Source organism: Kitasatospora sp. NPDC059571 (assembly GCF_042735675.1).
GTDB lineage: Bacteria > Actinomycetota > Actinomycetes > Streptomycetales > Streptomycetaceae > Kitasatospora.
The window spans coordinates 1-13,740 of the sequence record NZ_JBHWBW010000183.1 but is presented as its reverse complement, the minus strand read 5'-3'; the positions used below and the strand labels follow the sequence as shown (position 1 = coordinate 13,740).

Sequence of the window (13,740 nt, the reverse complement as noted above, 5' to 3'; positions counted from 1 at the left end):
GGCGCCCCCGCCCCGCCGCGCGCCGGCGGGCCCGCCACCCCCGGCCCCCCCCCCGGCCCCCCCCCGCCCGCCCCCCCCGCGACCGTCACCCTGGCGGGCCAGCTCTGCACCCCCAAGGACGTGCTCGCCGCGCACGTCCCGGCGGCCGGGCTGCGGGCCGGCGACCGGGTGGTCCTCGCCATGGCGGGGGCGTACGCCTGGAACATCTCGCACCACGGGTTCCTGATGCACCCCCAGCCGGAGTTCCACGTGCTCGACGACCAGGCCGGCTGAGCGCGGCCGGCCGCGCCGCGCCGCCCCGGCCGGTGCCCCCGGACGCCCGGCCGGCGCAGGGGCGCCGCAGGTGGCGCCCCTGCGGGCGTGGGAGAGTGGTACCCAGCGAAGGGAGCGGGCACGTGCTGATGGAGAAGGTGGCGGAGATCCTCGCCGAGGCGTCGGCCGAGGCGGTCGAGCCCCGCTTCCGGGCACTGGGCGCCGGCGAGGTCATGGAGAAGGCCCCCGGCGAGGTGGTGACGGCCGCCGACCGCGAGGCCGAGGTGATCATCTCCAGAAGGCTGCGCGACCTGCTCCCCGTCCCGGTGGTCGGCGAGGAGGCCGTGTCGGCCGACCCGGCGCTGGCCGAGGCGCTGCGCTCCGAGCCCGCCGCCTGGCTGGTCGACCCGGTGGACGGCACCGCGAACTTCGTCGCCGGCCGGCCCGACTTCGCCGTGATGGCCTCACTGGTCCGCTCCGGCCGCACGGTGGCCTCCTGGATCTACCAGCCGGTCACCCGGACGAGCTACGCCGCGGAGCTCGGCGCGGGCGCCTGGCGCAACGGCGAACGGCTGGTCCGCCCGCCCGTCGCCGACGACCCGGAGAAGTGGCGCGGCTCGGTGAAGAGCCGCTACCTCGACCCGGCGCTCCACCACCGGATGCAGACCCGCGCGCGGGCGTTCGGCCGGATCACCACCGGACTGCGCTCCGCCGGCATGGAGTACCCGCAACTCGCCGAGGGCGAGCAGGAGTTCATCCTCTACTGGCGCACCCTGCCGTGGGACCACGCGCCGGGTTCGCTGCTGGTCACCGAGGCGGGCGGGGTCTCCGCCCGCCTCGACGGCAGCGACTACCGCCCGGACCCGCCGGGCTGCGAGGACGGCCTGCTGGTGGCCTGCGACCCGGCGGTCTGGGAGCGCACCCGGGCGATCCTGATGGGCACCGACGGCTGACGGCCGACGGGACCGCCGGAGCACGGCCCTACCAGAGCACGGGCAGCCGCTCCGGCAGGCGCTTGATGAAGCCCGGCCGCCACGCCAGCTGCTCCGCGGGCAGCGCGAGGCGCAGCCCGGGCAGCCGCTCCGCCAGCACCGCCAGCGCGATCTCCGCGTGGGTGCGGCCGAGCGCGGAGGCCGGGCAGAAGTGCCGCCCCGCGCCGAAGGACAGGTGCGGGTTGGCCGGGCGGTCGAAGTCGATCCGCTCCGGGTGCGGGAACACCTCCGGGTCGTAGTTGGCGCCCTCCACCAGCACCAGGACCAGCTCGCCGGCCCGCACCAGCACGTCGCCCACCGGGACGTCGGCCAGCGCCAGGCGGGGCAGCGCGTCCCCGATCGACAGGTTGACCCGCAGCAGCTCGTCCACCGCCCGGTCCACGACGGCCGGCTCGGTGCGGATCCGCTCCGCCAGCTCGGGCTGCCGGGCCAGGGCGATGATCGCGTGCAGCAGGAACGACGAGGTGGAGACCGCGCCGGCGCCGAACAGCGACAGCGCGACGGTGGCCAGCAGCTCGTCGTCGACCCGGTCGGCGGCGTCCGGGGAGCGCCGCAGCTCGGCGAACCGGCCGAGCAGCCCCTCGGTCGGCGCCGGGTCCGCGTTCAGCCGCTCCACCAGGTAGCCGAGGTCCTTGTACCAGTTGGGCGCGGACCCCTCGAACGGCGCGGGGCTGGTGATGAAGGCGAGGTCGATGCCGGCCATCAGCCGCCGCCAGTCGTCGCTCGGGATGCCGAGCAGCCGGCAGTGCAGCGCCGCCGAGTACGGGTCCGTGAAGCCGTCACGCAGCTCGCCGGGCGCACCCTGCTCGACCAGCCGGTCGATCAGCCGGTGCGCCTCGGCCTCCAGCCGGCCGGCCAGCTCCCGGTCGGCGCGCGGGTTGAGGGTCTTCATGACGGCCTGCCGCAGGCCGGCGCTGTTGATGTTGCCCATGTTGTTGACCACCTCCGGCGGGATGGTCAGCGCGTACTGGCGCGGCACCCCGGGGTTGGCGGTGTCCTTGAGGCTGAACCGCTCGTCCTCCAGCACCTGCTTCGCCAGCGCGTACGAGCTCACCAGCCAGGCCTCGTCGCCGGTCATGGTGCGGACCCTGGTGATCGGGTGCTTCTCCCGCAGGGTCACCGCCTCCTCGGGCAGCACGTCGCCGCGCCGGGAGAGCGGGAAGGTGAACTCGGGCTGCTCGGTGGTGGTCATCGGTCTCCTCGTCATCGGTCGGTGGCGGGTGGTCAGGCCGCGGCGGCGGCCGCGACGGCCGGGCGGACCACCGCGTAACCCTGGTGCGCGGCCGCGCGCAGGCCCTCGGTGCGGCCGAACAGCACGTCGGTGAGCGGTAGTTCGACGTGGTAGCAGGCGACCGAGGAGTCCACTCCGAGCAGCGCCGGGGTGTCCAGGAAGAACGGCAGCTCGGCGGCGATGTACGCCACGCCCGCCGCCAGGTGCTCGGCGTCCGGGGCGGCACCGTCGAGCCGGGAGTGCAGGAAGCCGCCGGCCATCCGCTCGGTCGCCTCCCGCAGCGGCCGGTCGGCGCCGAGGGCGTCGAGCACGGTGCGGTGCAGCCGCCGGTACGCGGCGGTGCCGGCCAGCTCGGAGAGGGCGTGGACGCCGACCCGGCTGCGCCCGGCGTCGGCGACGCCGCGCTCCACCCGCCGCCGGGTGGCCTTGACCTCCTTGGCGGCGCGGCGCGCCGCGGCCTCGGGCGGGTAGCCGGCCGCACGGAACTGCGCGGCCACGTGCAGGTCGGCGTGGACGACGTCGACGGCGGCGAACGACTCCCGCCCCCAGCGCACCAGGTCGGCGATCCGGCCGGCGCTGAAGTAACTGTTCCCGGGGCTGACGCCGATCAGCAGGTGGTCGCCGCGGTCGAATATCCGCCGGCACCGTTCGGAGAACGGCGCCGCGTCGAAGGCGGCGGGCGGGCCGCCGGGTATCGGGGTGGTGCTCAGAAGGATTTCGCTCATGCCGGAGCCTCCGCAGGGCAGGGCCGGGCCCACCGGGCCGAATGACGGGGAAGGGCGGTGCGAGCACGCGTCCGGGCGCCCGGTTCGGGCGGGGCGGACTGCGGCGGAAGGATGCGCGGACGCCGGGTCGGCGTACCGGTCGGACGGGAGCTCAGACCGGGCGTGGACAGGCCTGGAACGGCACGGTGGAGCTCCCCTGCGCCGCTAGTCCCTGGGTGCCGTGTGCTCCCGGTGTGGCGGCGACCACGAGAAGTTACCGCCGTTGATCACCGGATCCGCAAGGCATTGCGGCCGGTTGGCGGAATTCGATCCCGGCGCGGCCGAAAACGGCTGGACGGCCCGGAGGAGGTATGTTCACGGAACTTTCTTGCTGCAATACGTGATTGACGCTCCGTCGGCCATTGTAGCTTGCTCCGAAAAGGCCGGGCGGATCACGGGTGCGCGCTGTATCGGAATTCCACCTCGCGGCCGTGGCGGACGATCTCGGCGAGCAGCCGGTCGACGTCGGCCGGCGTGGTGTGCGGGTTCAGCAGAGTGAGTTTCAGGCGCACCCGGCCCGGCCCGTCGCCGGGGATCTCGGTGCGGCCGACCACCGCCGTGCCGGTGCGCAGCAGCTGCCGGCGGAGTTCGGCGTTGACCAGGTCGGCGGCGGCCGGATCGGGGTCGGCGGGTCGGTACCGGAGGAGCACGGTGGTGAGGACGGGCTCGCCCTGCCCCTCCAGCGCGGGTTCGGCGCGGACCGCCGCGGCCGCGTGCCGGGCCAGGTCGTGGCAGGCGTCGACCAGTGCGCCGAGGCCGGCCCGGCCGAGGGTGCGCAGGGTGACGGCCAGCTTGAAGGCGTCCGGGCGCCGGGTGGTGCGCAGCGAGTACCCGAGCAGGCTGGGATAGCCGGCCTGTTCGTCGTCGGCCGGGTTGAGGTACGCCGCACGGCGGGCCAGCGAGGCGTAGCTCTCCCGGTGGCGGACCAGGAAGACGCCCGCGGCGGCCGGCTGCCAGCCGAGCTTGTGGAAGTCGAGCGACACCGAGTCGGCGCGTGCGATGCCGTCGAGCAGCGGGGCGAGCCGCCCGGAGAAGAGCGCGCCGCCGCCGTACGCCGCGTCCACGTGCAGCCGGGCACCGTAGCGCCGGGCCAGGTCGGCGCAGCGGTGCAGCGGGTCGATGGCCCCGGTGTCGGTGGTGCCGGCGGTGGCGACCACGGCGACGGGGGTCTCGCCGGCGCGGACGGCGCCGGCGCGGGCCGCGGCGAGAGCGTCGGCGTCCATCCGCTGGTCGCGGTCGACCGGCACGGTGAGCACGGCCCGTTCACCGAGGCCGAGCAGGGCGGCGGCGCGCTGGACGGAGAAGTGGGCGGCCGCGGAGGCGAGGATCCGTGGCCGGCGGCCGGCCGGGAGCCCGTCGAGCTCGACCGCCCCGCCGAGGACCCGGTCGCGGGCCAGCATCAGCCCCATCAGGTTGGACTCGGTGCCGCCGGAGGTGAGCACCCCGGCCGCGGCGGCGGGCGGGAAGCCCACCAGCGCGGCGAGTTCGGCGAGGAGCTCGGTCTCCAGGGCGGTGGCCGCGGGCGCCTGGTCCCAGGAGTCCTGGGACGGGTTGAGGGCGCTCACCGCGAGGTCGGCCGCGACCGCGACGGCCAGCGGGGGGCAGTGCAGGTGGGCCGCGCAGGCCGGGTCGGCGGGGTCGGCGGCGCCGTACGCGAGCAGCTCGGTGAGCCGGCGCAGGGCGGTGCTGTCCGGGGCCGGGTCGTCGAGGACCTGCCGGACCTGCCGGGTGGTCTCGCCGGGGCCGCCGGGGGCGATCGGGCCGCCGCGCAGCCGGGCCCCGGCGTCGAGCCCGGCCAGCGCCTCGTCGAGCAGCGGGCGCAGCGCGGCCGGGCCGGACCGGCCGCCGGAGAGCGCCTGCGGCGCCCCGGGGCCGGTCACGGGGTGCAGCGGGCGGCTGCCTCGACGGCGTCGCCGAGCCGGTCGAGGACGGCCTCGGCCTGTTCGTCGGTGATGGTGAGCGGGGGCAGCAGGCGCAGCACCGCGTCGTGGCGGCCGCCGAGTTCGACGATCAGGCCGCGCCGCAGGCAGGCCTCGCGGACCCGGACGGCGAGTTCGGGGTCGGCGGGCAGCGCGCCGCAGGCGTCCGGGGTGCCGGCGGGGTCGACGAGTTCGACGCCGATCATCAGGCCGCGGCCGCGGACGTCGCCGATGACCGGGAGGCCGCTGCGCAGCCCGTCCAGCCGGGCGGTCATCCGGGCGCCGAGCTGCTCGGACCGGGCGACCAGGCCGTTGGCGGCGACGTACCGCAGGGTGGCGGCGCCGGCCGCCATGGCGAGGGTGTTGCCGCGGAAGGTGCCGGTGTGCGCGCCGGGCGGCCAGCCGTCGTACTCCTCGCGGTAGACCACGACGGCGAGCGGCAGGCTGCCGCCGATGGCCTTGGAGAGCACCATGGCGTCCGGGGTGATGCCGCTGTGCTGGACGGCCCACATCGCGCCGGTGCGGCCGACGCCGGTCTGCACCTCGTCGACGATCAGCGGGATGCCGCGCTCGGCGGTGATCCGGCGCATGGCGCGCAGCCAGTCGTCCGGGGCGGGGACGACGCCGCCCTCGCCCTGGACGGCCTCCAGGATCATCGCCGCGGGTGCGGCCACCCCGCCGGAGGGGTCGTCCAGCAGCCGCTCGGTGTAGGTCACCGAGAGCTCCGCGCCGCGCTCGCCGCCGACCCCGAAGGGGCAGCGGTACGGGTACGGGTAGGGCAGCCGGGTGACGTCGCCGGCGCCGGCCAGCGGGACCCGGGCGGCGACCGAGCCGGTGACGGCGAGCGCGCCGGAGGTCATGCCGTGGTAGGCGCCGGTGAAGGCGAGGGCGCCGCGGCGGCCGGTGGCCGTCCGCATCAGCTTGAGCGCCGCCTCGACCGCATCCGTCCCGGCCGGGCCGCAGAAGTGCACCCGGGCCCGGTCGGCGAAGGCGGGCGGCAGGGACTCGAACAGGGCGGTGGTGAAGTCGTCCTTCTCCGCGGTGGCGAGGTCGAGCAGGTGGAGCGGGGCGCCGCTGTCGAGGGTGCGCCGGATGGCCGCCAGCACCACCGGGTGGTTGTGGCCGAGGACGAGGGTGCCGGCGCCGGAGAGGCAGTCGAGGTAGCGGCGGCCGTCGGCGCCCTCCACCGTCATGCCGTTGGCCCGGACGGGGACGATCGGGAACGACCGGGCGTAGGTGCGGGCGGCCGATTCGCGGATGCGCTGGCGGCGCAGGATCGCGTCACCGACGGGGACGGCGGTGTCCACGGTGGGGCTCACGGGCAGGCTCTCCCTCGAAGTTAGGTAAGCCTAAGTTTACCTGCCGGCCATCGCCGCCGACCGGCGGGGACACCGATCTGTCACCCGGTCGGGTGATCTCCGTGCCCTGCTCCAACGAGCGGGACGGCAAAGGGTTACGCACCGGATCCGGCACCTCCGGCACACCCCCTCCCGCTACCCCGGTAGGGGGTCCGGAACGGCTCCGTGGAGGGACGTGCCGGGGCGGGGCCGGAACCTACGGTCGGAGCACTGACCGACCGACCGCACCGGGAGGACCCCGTGACCCGCACACCCCTGCTCCCCCGCTCCGCCGAGTCGACTTCCGCGTCCGTCTCCTGGCTCCGCGCCGGCTACGACTGGCGCAGCTCGGCGTACGCCGTGGCCGCCCCGTTCGTCGGCCTGGCCTCGCTGCCGGCCGTCCTCGCCGGACGGCCCCGCACCGCCTACCGGTGGCAGCGCGGCCTCGCCGTCCGGCTGCTGGACGCACCGATCACCGAGCCGGCGCGCGGCCGGCTGCCGCGGGCCCTGGCGCACGCTGTACTGCCGCTGCCGCTCCAGCTCCTCAGCTGCGTGCTGACCGCCGTGCTGTGGGGGGACACGATCGTCCGCGGCCTCTGCTACCCGCTCGCGGAGTGGGGCAACGACGTGAGCAGCGCCTGGGGCGGCCCGACGATGGCGGGCGCCTGGCTGGCGCACTTCGGCGTCGCCCTGCTCACGCTGGCCCTCGTGCTGCCGATCCTGCGGGCCCCCGTCGTCGCCCAGCGGCGGCTGGCCGTCCGCCTGCTCGGCGCGCCCGGGGAGGCCTGAGATGGCTGCCCTAGGCTGGTCGGCGATGATCGCCGAACAGACGACGCGGCGGCTGCGGGCCGCGGCCCTGCCGGCCGCGGTCGCCGTCCTCGTCCCGGTCGGGTGGCTCGACCTCGTCCAGCACTACGCGCTGGCCGCAGGCCCGGCCCTGGCCCTGAGCGCGGCCCGCGCGGTGCCGCTGCTGTGGTGCCGCAGCCGCCCGCTGCCCGCCTTCGTGCTGACCCTCGCCGCCGGGGTGCTGACCGCGCTCGCGGCCCGCCCGGTCTCCGCCGCCGAGCCGTGGCCCTGGCCCGTCACCGGGCTGGCCGCCCTGGCCGTGGTGCTGGTCGCGGCCGGCAGCCGGGTGGCCCGCGGGGTGTCACTGGCGATGGGCGGCGCCGTCCTCGCCGCCACCGCGCTGCTGCTGGCCGCGCTGCCCGGCCGGGGCGGCTGGGCCGGACTGCTGCCGGTCGCGGTCGCCGTCGTCCTCGCGCTGGTCGCGGCCCAGGTGCTGCGCGACCGGGCGGCGGCCCTGGCCCGCCTCGCCGAACAGGAGCGGATCAGCGAGGTCGAGCGGACCCGGCGCGCCCTCCTGGAGGAGCGCTCCCGGATCGGGCGGGAACTGCACGACGTGGTGGCGCACCACATGTCGCTGATCGCCGTCCGCGCCGAGACCGCGCCCTACCGGCTGCCGGGCCTGCCCCCGGAGGCGCACGAGGAGTTCCGGGCCGTCGCCGGTGCGGCCCGTGACGCCCTCTCCGACATGCGGCGCCTGCTGGGGCTGCTGCGGGGCGAGGACGCGGCCGAACGGGTGCCGCAGCCCGACCTGGACCGGCTCGACGGCCTGATCGCGCAGGCGGGCCCGGACGTGGCGCTGGAGGTGTCCGGCGAACTGGCCGGCCTCCCGGCCGCGGTCGGTGTCTGCGCGTACCGGATCGTCCAGGAGTCGCTGTCCAACGTGCGGCGGCACGCGGCCGGCGCGGCGGCGACCGTCCGGGTGGAGCGCACCGGCGCCGCGCTCCTGATCTCCGTGCACAACGGTCCGGGTCGGGCCGGGCCGGCCGCGGCCCCGGCCGACGGACGCGGCCATGGTCTGATGGGCATGCGCGAACGGGCCGCCCTGCTGGGCGGGGAGTTCTCGGCGCGCGCCGTTCCCGGGGGCGGGTTCACCGTGACCGCCGCCCTGCCGCTGCCGGAGGATCGATGACCACCCGCATCCTGATCGCCGACGACCAGGCGATGGTCCGTCAGGGCTTCGGCGCGCTGCTCGCCGCCCAGCCCGGCCTGGAGGTGGTCGGTGACGCCGCGGACGGCGCCGCCGCCGTGGAGGCCGCCGGCCGGCTCGACCCCGACGTCGTCCTGATGGACGTGCGGATGCCGGTGATGGACGGTCTGGAGGCGACCCGCCGGCTGCTGGAGGGCCGCCCCGGGCGTCCCCGGGTGCTCATGCTCACCACCTTCGACCTGGACGACTACGTCTACGAGGCACTGCGGGCGGGCGCCAGCGGCTTCCTGCTGAAGGACGCCACGGCGGAGGAGCTCGTCGGGGCCGTCCAGGTGGTCGCGGCCGGGGACGCGCTGCTCGCGCCGTCGGTCACCCGCCGCCTGATCGCGGACTTCGCCGCCCGGGGGCCGGCCCCCCACCGCGCCGCCGCCCGCCGGCTGCCGGAGCTGACGCCGCGGGAGACCGACGTGCTGCAGCTGGTCGCCCAGGGCCTGTCGAACGCCGAGGTCGCCGCCGCCCTCGTCCTCGCCGAGCAGACCGTCAAGACGCACGTGAGCCGGATCCTGACCAAGCTCGGCCTGCGCGACCGGGCCCAGGCGGTGGTGTTCGCCTACGAGTCCGGGCTGGTCGCCCCGGGCGGCGCCTGAGGAGTCCGGGCCGCCCTGCCCTACGATTCGGGCATGAGCGACGAGCGGGCGGACCGGGCGCGCACCCGGGAGTTCTTCGGCGCACGCGCCGCCGGATGGGACGCCAAGTTCCCCGACGACGGCCCGCGCTACGCCGCGGCGATCGCCGAACTCGCCCCGGGCGACGGGGCCTTCGTGGTGGACGCGGGCTGCGGGACGGGCCGGGCGCTGCCGCTGCTGCGCGCCGCGGTCGGCCCCCGGGGCACCGTGCTCGGCGTCGACCTCACCCCCGAGATGCTGGCCCGCGCCGCCGCCCACCGGGATACGGCCGCCCTCCTGCTGGCGGACTGCGCCCGGCTCCCGCTGCCGGACGCGGTCGTGGACCTGGTCTTCGGCGCGGGCCTGATCGCCCACCTGCCGGGCCCGGCCGCCGGACTGCGCGAGCTCGCCCGGGTCACCCGGCCCGGCGGCCGCCTCGCGCTCTACCACCCGATCGGCCGGGCCGCGCTGGCCGCCCGGCACGGCCGCGCCCTCACCCCGGACGACCTGCGCGCCGAGCCGAACCTCCGCCCGCTGCTGGCCGCGAACGGCTGGCGGCTGACCGCCTACACCGACGCCGAGGACCGCTTCCTGGCGGTGGCCGAGCGCCCGCCGGCGGCGGGTCAGGACCGCCAGCGGTAGCAGAGCTCCGGGCGGCCGACCTGCCCGTACTGCGGCTCGCGGACGGCCAGCCCGCTCTCCACCAGGTGCTCCAGGTACCTCCGGGCGGTGATCCGGGAGACCCCGGCCGCGACCCCGGCGGCCGCCGCGGACAGCCCGGCGTCGGCGGCCCGCAGCACCCCGGCCACGGTCTCCAGCGTGGGCGCGCTCAACCCCTTGGGCAGCGCGGTCCGTTCGGGCGTCCGCAGCAGGGCGAGGGCTTGGTCGACCTCGTCCTGGCCGACCGCCTGGCCGTCCCGGCCGAGCGAGTCCCGGTAGCGGGAGTAGCGCTCCAGCCGGTCGCGCAGCGCCGCACTGCTGAACGGCTTCAGCAGGTACTGCACGACGCCCGCGGACACCGCCTGCCGGACCATCGCGAGGTCCCGGGCCGAGGTGACCGCGATGACGTCCGCGGTGTGCCCGGCCGCGCGCAGGGTGCGGCAGAGCGCCAGCCCGTGGCCGTCCGGCAGGTAGAGGTCCAGCAGGACCAGTTCGACCGGGTCGCCGGCCGCCCGGGCCCGGTCCAGGGCGCGCAGCGCCTGCGCGCAGCCGTGCGCGGTCGCCGCGACCCGGAAGCCGGGGGTGCGGGCGACGTACAGGCTGTGCGCGTCGGCGGCGACGGGGTCGTCCTCCACCACCAGGACCGGGATGGCGGTCATCGCACCGCCTCCCGCTGGAGCGGCAGGCGCACGGTGAGCACCGCGCCGCGGTCCCGGCCGACCTCCACGGTGCCGCCGTTGCGGCGGGCCGCCTGGGCGACCAGGGCGAGGCCGAGGCCGCGGCCGTGCTGCTTGGTCGTCCAGCCGCGCCGGAAGACCTCGGCCGCGGCCCCCTCGTCGATGCCGGCCCCGGTGTCGGCGACCCGGAGCAGCAGTTCCGGGCCGTCCACCCGGGCGGTGACGGTGACCTCGGGCGGGCCGGGGTGGCCGGCGGCGTTCTCGATCGCGGCGTCCACCGCGTTGTCGATCAGGTTGCCGAGGACGGTGACCAGGTCGCGCGGGGCGAGGTCGCGGGGCAGCACCCCGTCGTCGATCCGGCTGTCCCCGGTGAGCGCGAGCTCGACGCCGCGCTCGGCCGCCTGCGAGGCCTTGCCGAGCAGCAGGGCGGCGAGCACCGGCTCGCCGACCGCGCCCACCACGTTGTCGGTGAGCCGCTGGGTGAGGGCGAGTTCGGCGGTGGCGAAGTCCACCGCCTCGCGGTGGCGGCCGAGTTCGATCAGCGAGACGACCGCGTGCAGCCGGTTGGCGGCCTCGTGGGTCTGCGCGTTCAGCGCGTCGGCGAAGCCCCGGACGCTGTCCAGTTCACCTGCCAGCGACTGGAGTTCGGTGTGGTCGCGGAGCGTCAGCACGCTGCCCAGGCCGGTGCCGATCGGCGAGGTGTTGAGCACCACCACGCGCTCGGCGGTCAGGTGGATCTCGTCCACCGCCGGCTCCGGGCCGAGCACGGCTGCCAGCAGCGACTCCGGCAGCCCGAGGTCGGCCGCCGGCACACCCTCCAGCTCCCCGGTGAGGCCGAGGAGTTCGCGTGCGGCGTCGTTGCAGAGCACCACCCGGTGGCCGCGGTCCAGCAGCACCAGGCCCTCCCGGACGGAGTGCAGGGTCGCCTGGTGGTAGTCGTACAGGTGGCTGAGTTCGGCGGCGCCCATGCCGTGGGTGTGCCGGCGCAGCCGCGCGTTGGCGAGGTAGGTGCCGAGGCCGCCGAGGACGAGGGCCGCGGCGGCGACCCCGACCAGGGCCAGCACCGGGCCGCTGAGCTGCTCGCTGATCGAGTCGACGGTGATCCCGGCACTGACCAGGGCCACCACCCGGCCGGCGTCGTCCCGGACGGGGGTGACCACCCGGACGGACGGGCCGAGTGTGCCGCTGTACGTCTCGTGGGTGGTCTCGCCGGCCAGCGCCCCGTCGATGTGGCCGAGGAAGGGCCGGCCGATCTGCGCCGGGTCGCGGTGCGCCCAGCGGATGCCGCGGGTGTCCATCACGGTGACGAAGTCGACGTGCGCGTCCCGCCGGACCTGCTCGGCGTACGGCTGCACCACCGGGGTCGGGTCCGGCCGGACGGCGGCCGCGCGGACGGTCGGCGCGTCGGCGACGGCGGTGGCCGCCGCGGTCACCTGGCGCAGTGCCGAGTCCTCGGCCCGCTGGGCGGTGAACAGGTACGCCAGCACCGCACCCCCCGCCACCACGGCCGCCACGATGACGACCTGGACCGCGAACAGCTGCCCGGCCAGGCTGCGCGGCAGGCGGCGCACGGGACGGGACGGGGCGGCGGTCATGCGGACAGTGTGCCTGGTCGCGGCCGGGAAGGGCCCGCCCCGGTCATGTGAACTCTATGAACGCAAACGTGACCCGCGTCACGCGGGCGCCCATAGTCTTCACCGGCCCTCCCCCCGGGGCCGTCAGGGACTCAGGGCGAAGGAGCCGCAGATGTCGACCCCATCAGGAGCAGTCAGCAGAGGCAGGGACCGCACCCGCCACCTCTATCTCGCGGTGATCGTCGCGGTGGTCGCCGGCATCGTCGTCGGCCTGGCGGCGCCGTCGTTCGCGGTGGAGCTGAAGCCGGTCGGGACGGGCTTCGTCAACCTGATCAAGATGATGATCAGCCCGGTGATCTTCTGCACCATCGTGCTGGGCATCGGATCGGTCGGCCGGGCCGCCAAGGTCGGCCGGGTCGGCGGGCTCGCCCTCGGCTACTTCCTGGTGATGTCCACGGTCGCCCTCGGCATCGGCCTGGTGGTCGGCAACCTGATCGAGCCCGGCGCCGGCCTGCACCTCACCAGCGCGCTGGCGAAGTCCGGCCACGCCCAGGCCGCGGCGGGCGGCTCCACCGGCACCGCCGACTTCCTGCTCGGAACGATCCCGACCACGCTGTTCTCCGCCCTGACCGAGGGCAAGGTGCTCCAGACGCTGCTGGTCGCCCTGCTCGCCGGCTTCGCCCTCCAGGCCATGGGCCCGGCCGGTGCGCCCGTGCTGCGCGGCGTGGAGCACCTGCAGAAGCTGGTCTTCCGGATCATGTCGATGATCATGTGGGTGGCCCCGATCGGCGCCTTCGGCGCGATGGCCGCCGTGGTGGGCGCGACCGGCACCGCCGCGCTGAAGAGCCTCGCCATGATCATGCTCGGCTTCTACCTGACCTGCGCGCTGTTCGTCGCCGTCGTGCTCGGCCTGCTGCTGCGGCTGGTCGCCGGGGTGAACGTGTTCGCGCTGCTGCGCTACCTCGGCCGGGAGTTCCTGCTGATCCTCTCCACCTCCTCCTCGGAGAGCGCGCTGCCCCGCCTGATCGCCAAGATGGAGCACCTCGGCGTCAGCCGCCCGGTGGTCGGCATCACCGTGCCGACCGGCTACAGCTTCAACCTGGACGGCACCGCGATCTACCTCACGATGGCCTCGATCTTCATCTCCGAGGCGCTCGACAAGCCGATGTCGATCGGCCAGCAGCTCTCGCTGCTGCTCTTCATGGTGATCGCCTCCAAGGGCGCGGCCGGCGTCACCGGCGCGGGCCTGGCCACCCTGGCCGGCGGCCTCCAGTCGCACCGGCCGGAGCTGGTCGACGGCGTCGGCCTGATCGTCGGCATCGACCGCTTCATGTCGGAGGCCCGCGCACTCACCAACTTCGCCGGCAACGCGGTGGCCACCGTGCTGATCGGCCACTGGACGAACGAGCTCGACCGGGACCGGCTGCGGCTGGTGCTGGCCGGCGGCCTGCCCTTCGACGAGGCCGCCCTGGTGGACGCGCACGGCGCGGGCGTCCCCGCCCAGTCCGGCGCGCCCGCCGCGGAGACCGCCCCGGCCTGACCGGCACCGCCCCGACCCCCCGCCCCGCCCCCCGGGGCCGCCCCCCCGCGCGGCGCCGGGCCGGGGCCCGGGGGGGCCCGCGGGGGTCAACCCGGGGGGGGGGGGCGGCGCGGGCCCCCCCCCCCGGGGGGGGGGG

At 76.3% G+C, this 13,740-nt stretch carries 12 protein-coding genes and 1 pseudogene; 7 read left to right on the top strand and 6 right to left on the bottom strand.

From position 1 onward, the window contains the following. Positions 1-273, top strand: a pseudogene (locus tag ACFV0G_RS20835) (type III PLP-dependent enzyme); the annotation flags it as partial. A 128-nt stretch (positions 274-401) separates the two neighbouring features. Next, positions 402-1,205 (top strand): inositol monophosphatase family protein, encoded by an 804-nt coding sequence (locus ACFV0G_RS20830; RefSeq protein ID WP_380549693.1) that lies wholly within the window; start codon positions 402-404, stop codon positions 1,203-1,205. A 28-nt stretch (positions 1,206-1,233) separates the two neighbouring features. Here the strand turns inward: ACFV0G_RS20830 and ACFV0G_RS20825 are convergent, their stop codons facing one another. From ACFV0G_RS20825 to ACFV0G_RS20810, 4 genes are all read right to left on the bottom strand, one after another. Then, on the bottom strand, positions 1,234-2,436 hold the full coding sequence (locus tag ACFV0G_RS20825; RefSeq protein ID WP_380549690.1) for a cytochrome P450: 1,203 nt from the start codon (positions 2,434-2,436) through the stop codon (positions 1,234-1,236). 32 nt (positions 2,437-2,468) lie between these two features. After that, a complete protein-coding gene (locus ACFV0G_RS20820) occupies positions 2,469-3,200 on the bottom strand; it encodes a tRNA-dependent cyclodipeptide synthase (protein ID WP_380549687.1) in 732 nt (243 codons plus the stop codon). A gap of 431 nt (positions 3,201-3,631) precedes the next feature. Continuing rightward, complete coding sequence (locus ACFV0G_RS20815) at positions 3,632-5,119, bottom strand: pyridoxal phosphate-dependent decarboxylase family protein (RefSeq protein ID WP_380549684.1); 1,488 nt, start codon at positions 5,117-5,119, stop codon at positions 3,632-3,634. After that, on the bottom strand, positions 5,116-6,477 hold the full coding sequence (locus ACFV0G_RS20810; RefSeq protein WP_380549681.1) for a diaminobutyrate--2-oxoglutarate transaminase family protein: 1,362 nt from the start codon (positions 6,475-6,477) through the stop codon (positions 5,116-5,118). The genes ACFV0G_RS20815 and ACFV0G_RS20810 overlap by 4 nt, the downstream gene beginning before the upstream one ends. Before the next feature lie 279 nt (positions 6,478-6,756). Between ACFV0G_RS20810 and ACFV0G_RS20805 the strand changes: the two genes are divergently transcribed. From ACFV0G_RS20805 to ACFV0G_RS20790, 4 genes are read left to right on the top strand one after another with little or no spacing between them, the layout of a single operon-like run. Then, positions 6,757-7,284 (top strand): hypothetical protein, encoded by a 528-nt coding sequence (locus ACFV0G_RS20805; RefSeq protein WP_380549678.1) that lies wholly within the window; start codon positions 6,757-6,759, stop codon positions 7,282-7,284. A 1-nt stretch (position 7,285) separates the two neighbouring features. Continuing rightward, a complete protein-coding gene (locus tag ACFV0G_RS20800) occupies positions 7,286-8,470 on the top strand; it encodes a sensor histidine kinase (RefSeq protein ID WP_380549674.1) in 1,185 nt (394 codons plus the stop codon). Then, a complete protein-coding gene (locus tag ACFV0G_RS20795; RefSeq protein ID WP_380549671.1) occupies positions 8,467-9,135 on the top strand; it encodes a response regulator in 669 nt (222 codons plus the stop codon). The genes ACFV0G_RS20800 and ACFV0G_RS20795 overlap by 4 nt, the downstream gene beginning before the upstream one ends. A 33-nt stretch (positions 9,136-9,168) precedes the next feature. After that, complete coding sequence (locus tag ACFV0G_RS20790) at positions 9,169-9,795, top strand: class I SAM-dependent methyltransferase (protein WP_380549668.1); 627 nt, start codon at positions 9,169-9,171, stop codon at positions 9,793-9,795. Here the strand turns inward: ACFV0G_RS20790 and ACFV0G_RS20785 are convergent. Together ACFV0G_RS20785 and ACFV0G_RS20780 are read right to left on the bottom strand one after the other, a co-directional pair. Then, on the bottom strand, positions 9,777-10,472 hold the full coding sequence (locus ACFV0G_RS20785) for a response regulator (RefSeq protein WP_380549665.1): 696 nt from the start codon (positions 10,470-10,472) through the stop codon (positions 9,777-9,779). The two genes, ACFV0G_RS20790 and ACFV0G_RS20785, sit on opposite strands and share 19 nt — an antisense overlap. Continuing rightward, on the bottom strand, positions 10,469-12,085 hold the full coding sequence (locus ACFV0G_RS20780; protein WP_380549662.1) for an ATP-binding protein: 1,617 nt from the start codon (positions 12,083-12,085) through the stop codon (positions 10,469-10,471). Before ACFV0G_RS20780 ends, ACFV0G_RS20785 begins: the two co-directional genes overlap by 4 nt. A 151-nt stretch (positions 12,086-12,236) precedes the next feature. Between ACFV0G_RS20780 and ACFV0G_RS20775 the strand changes: the two genes are divergently transcribed. Continuing rightward, positions 12,237-13,604 (top strand): cation:dicarboxylate symporter family transporter, encoded by a 1,368-nt coding sequence (locus ACFV0G_RS20775; RefSeq protein WP_380549659.1) that lies wholly within the window; start codon positions 12,237-12,239, stop codon positions 13,602-13,604. Positions 13,605-13,740 lie beyond the last annotated feature (136 nt).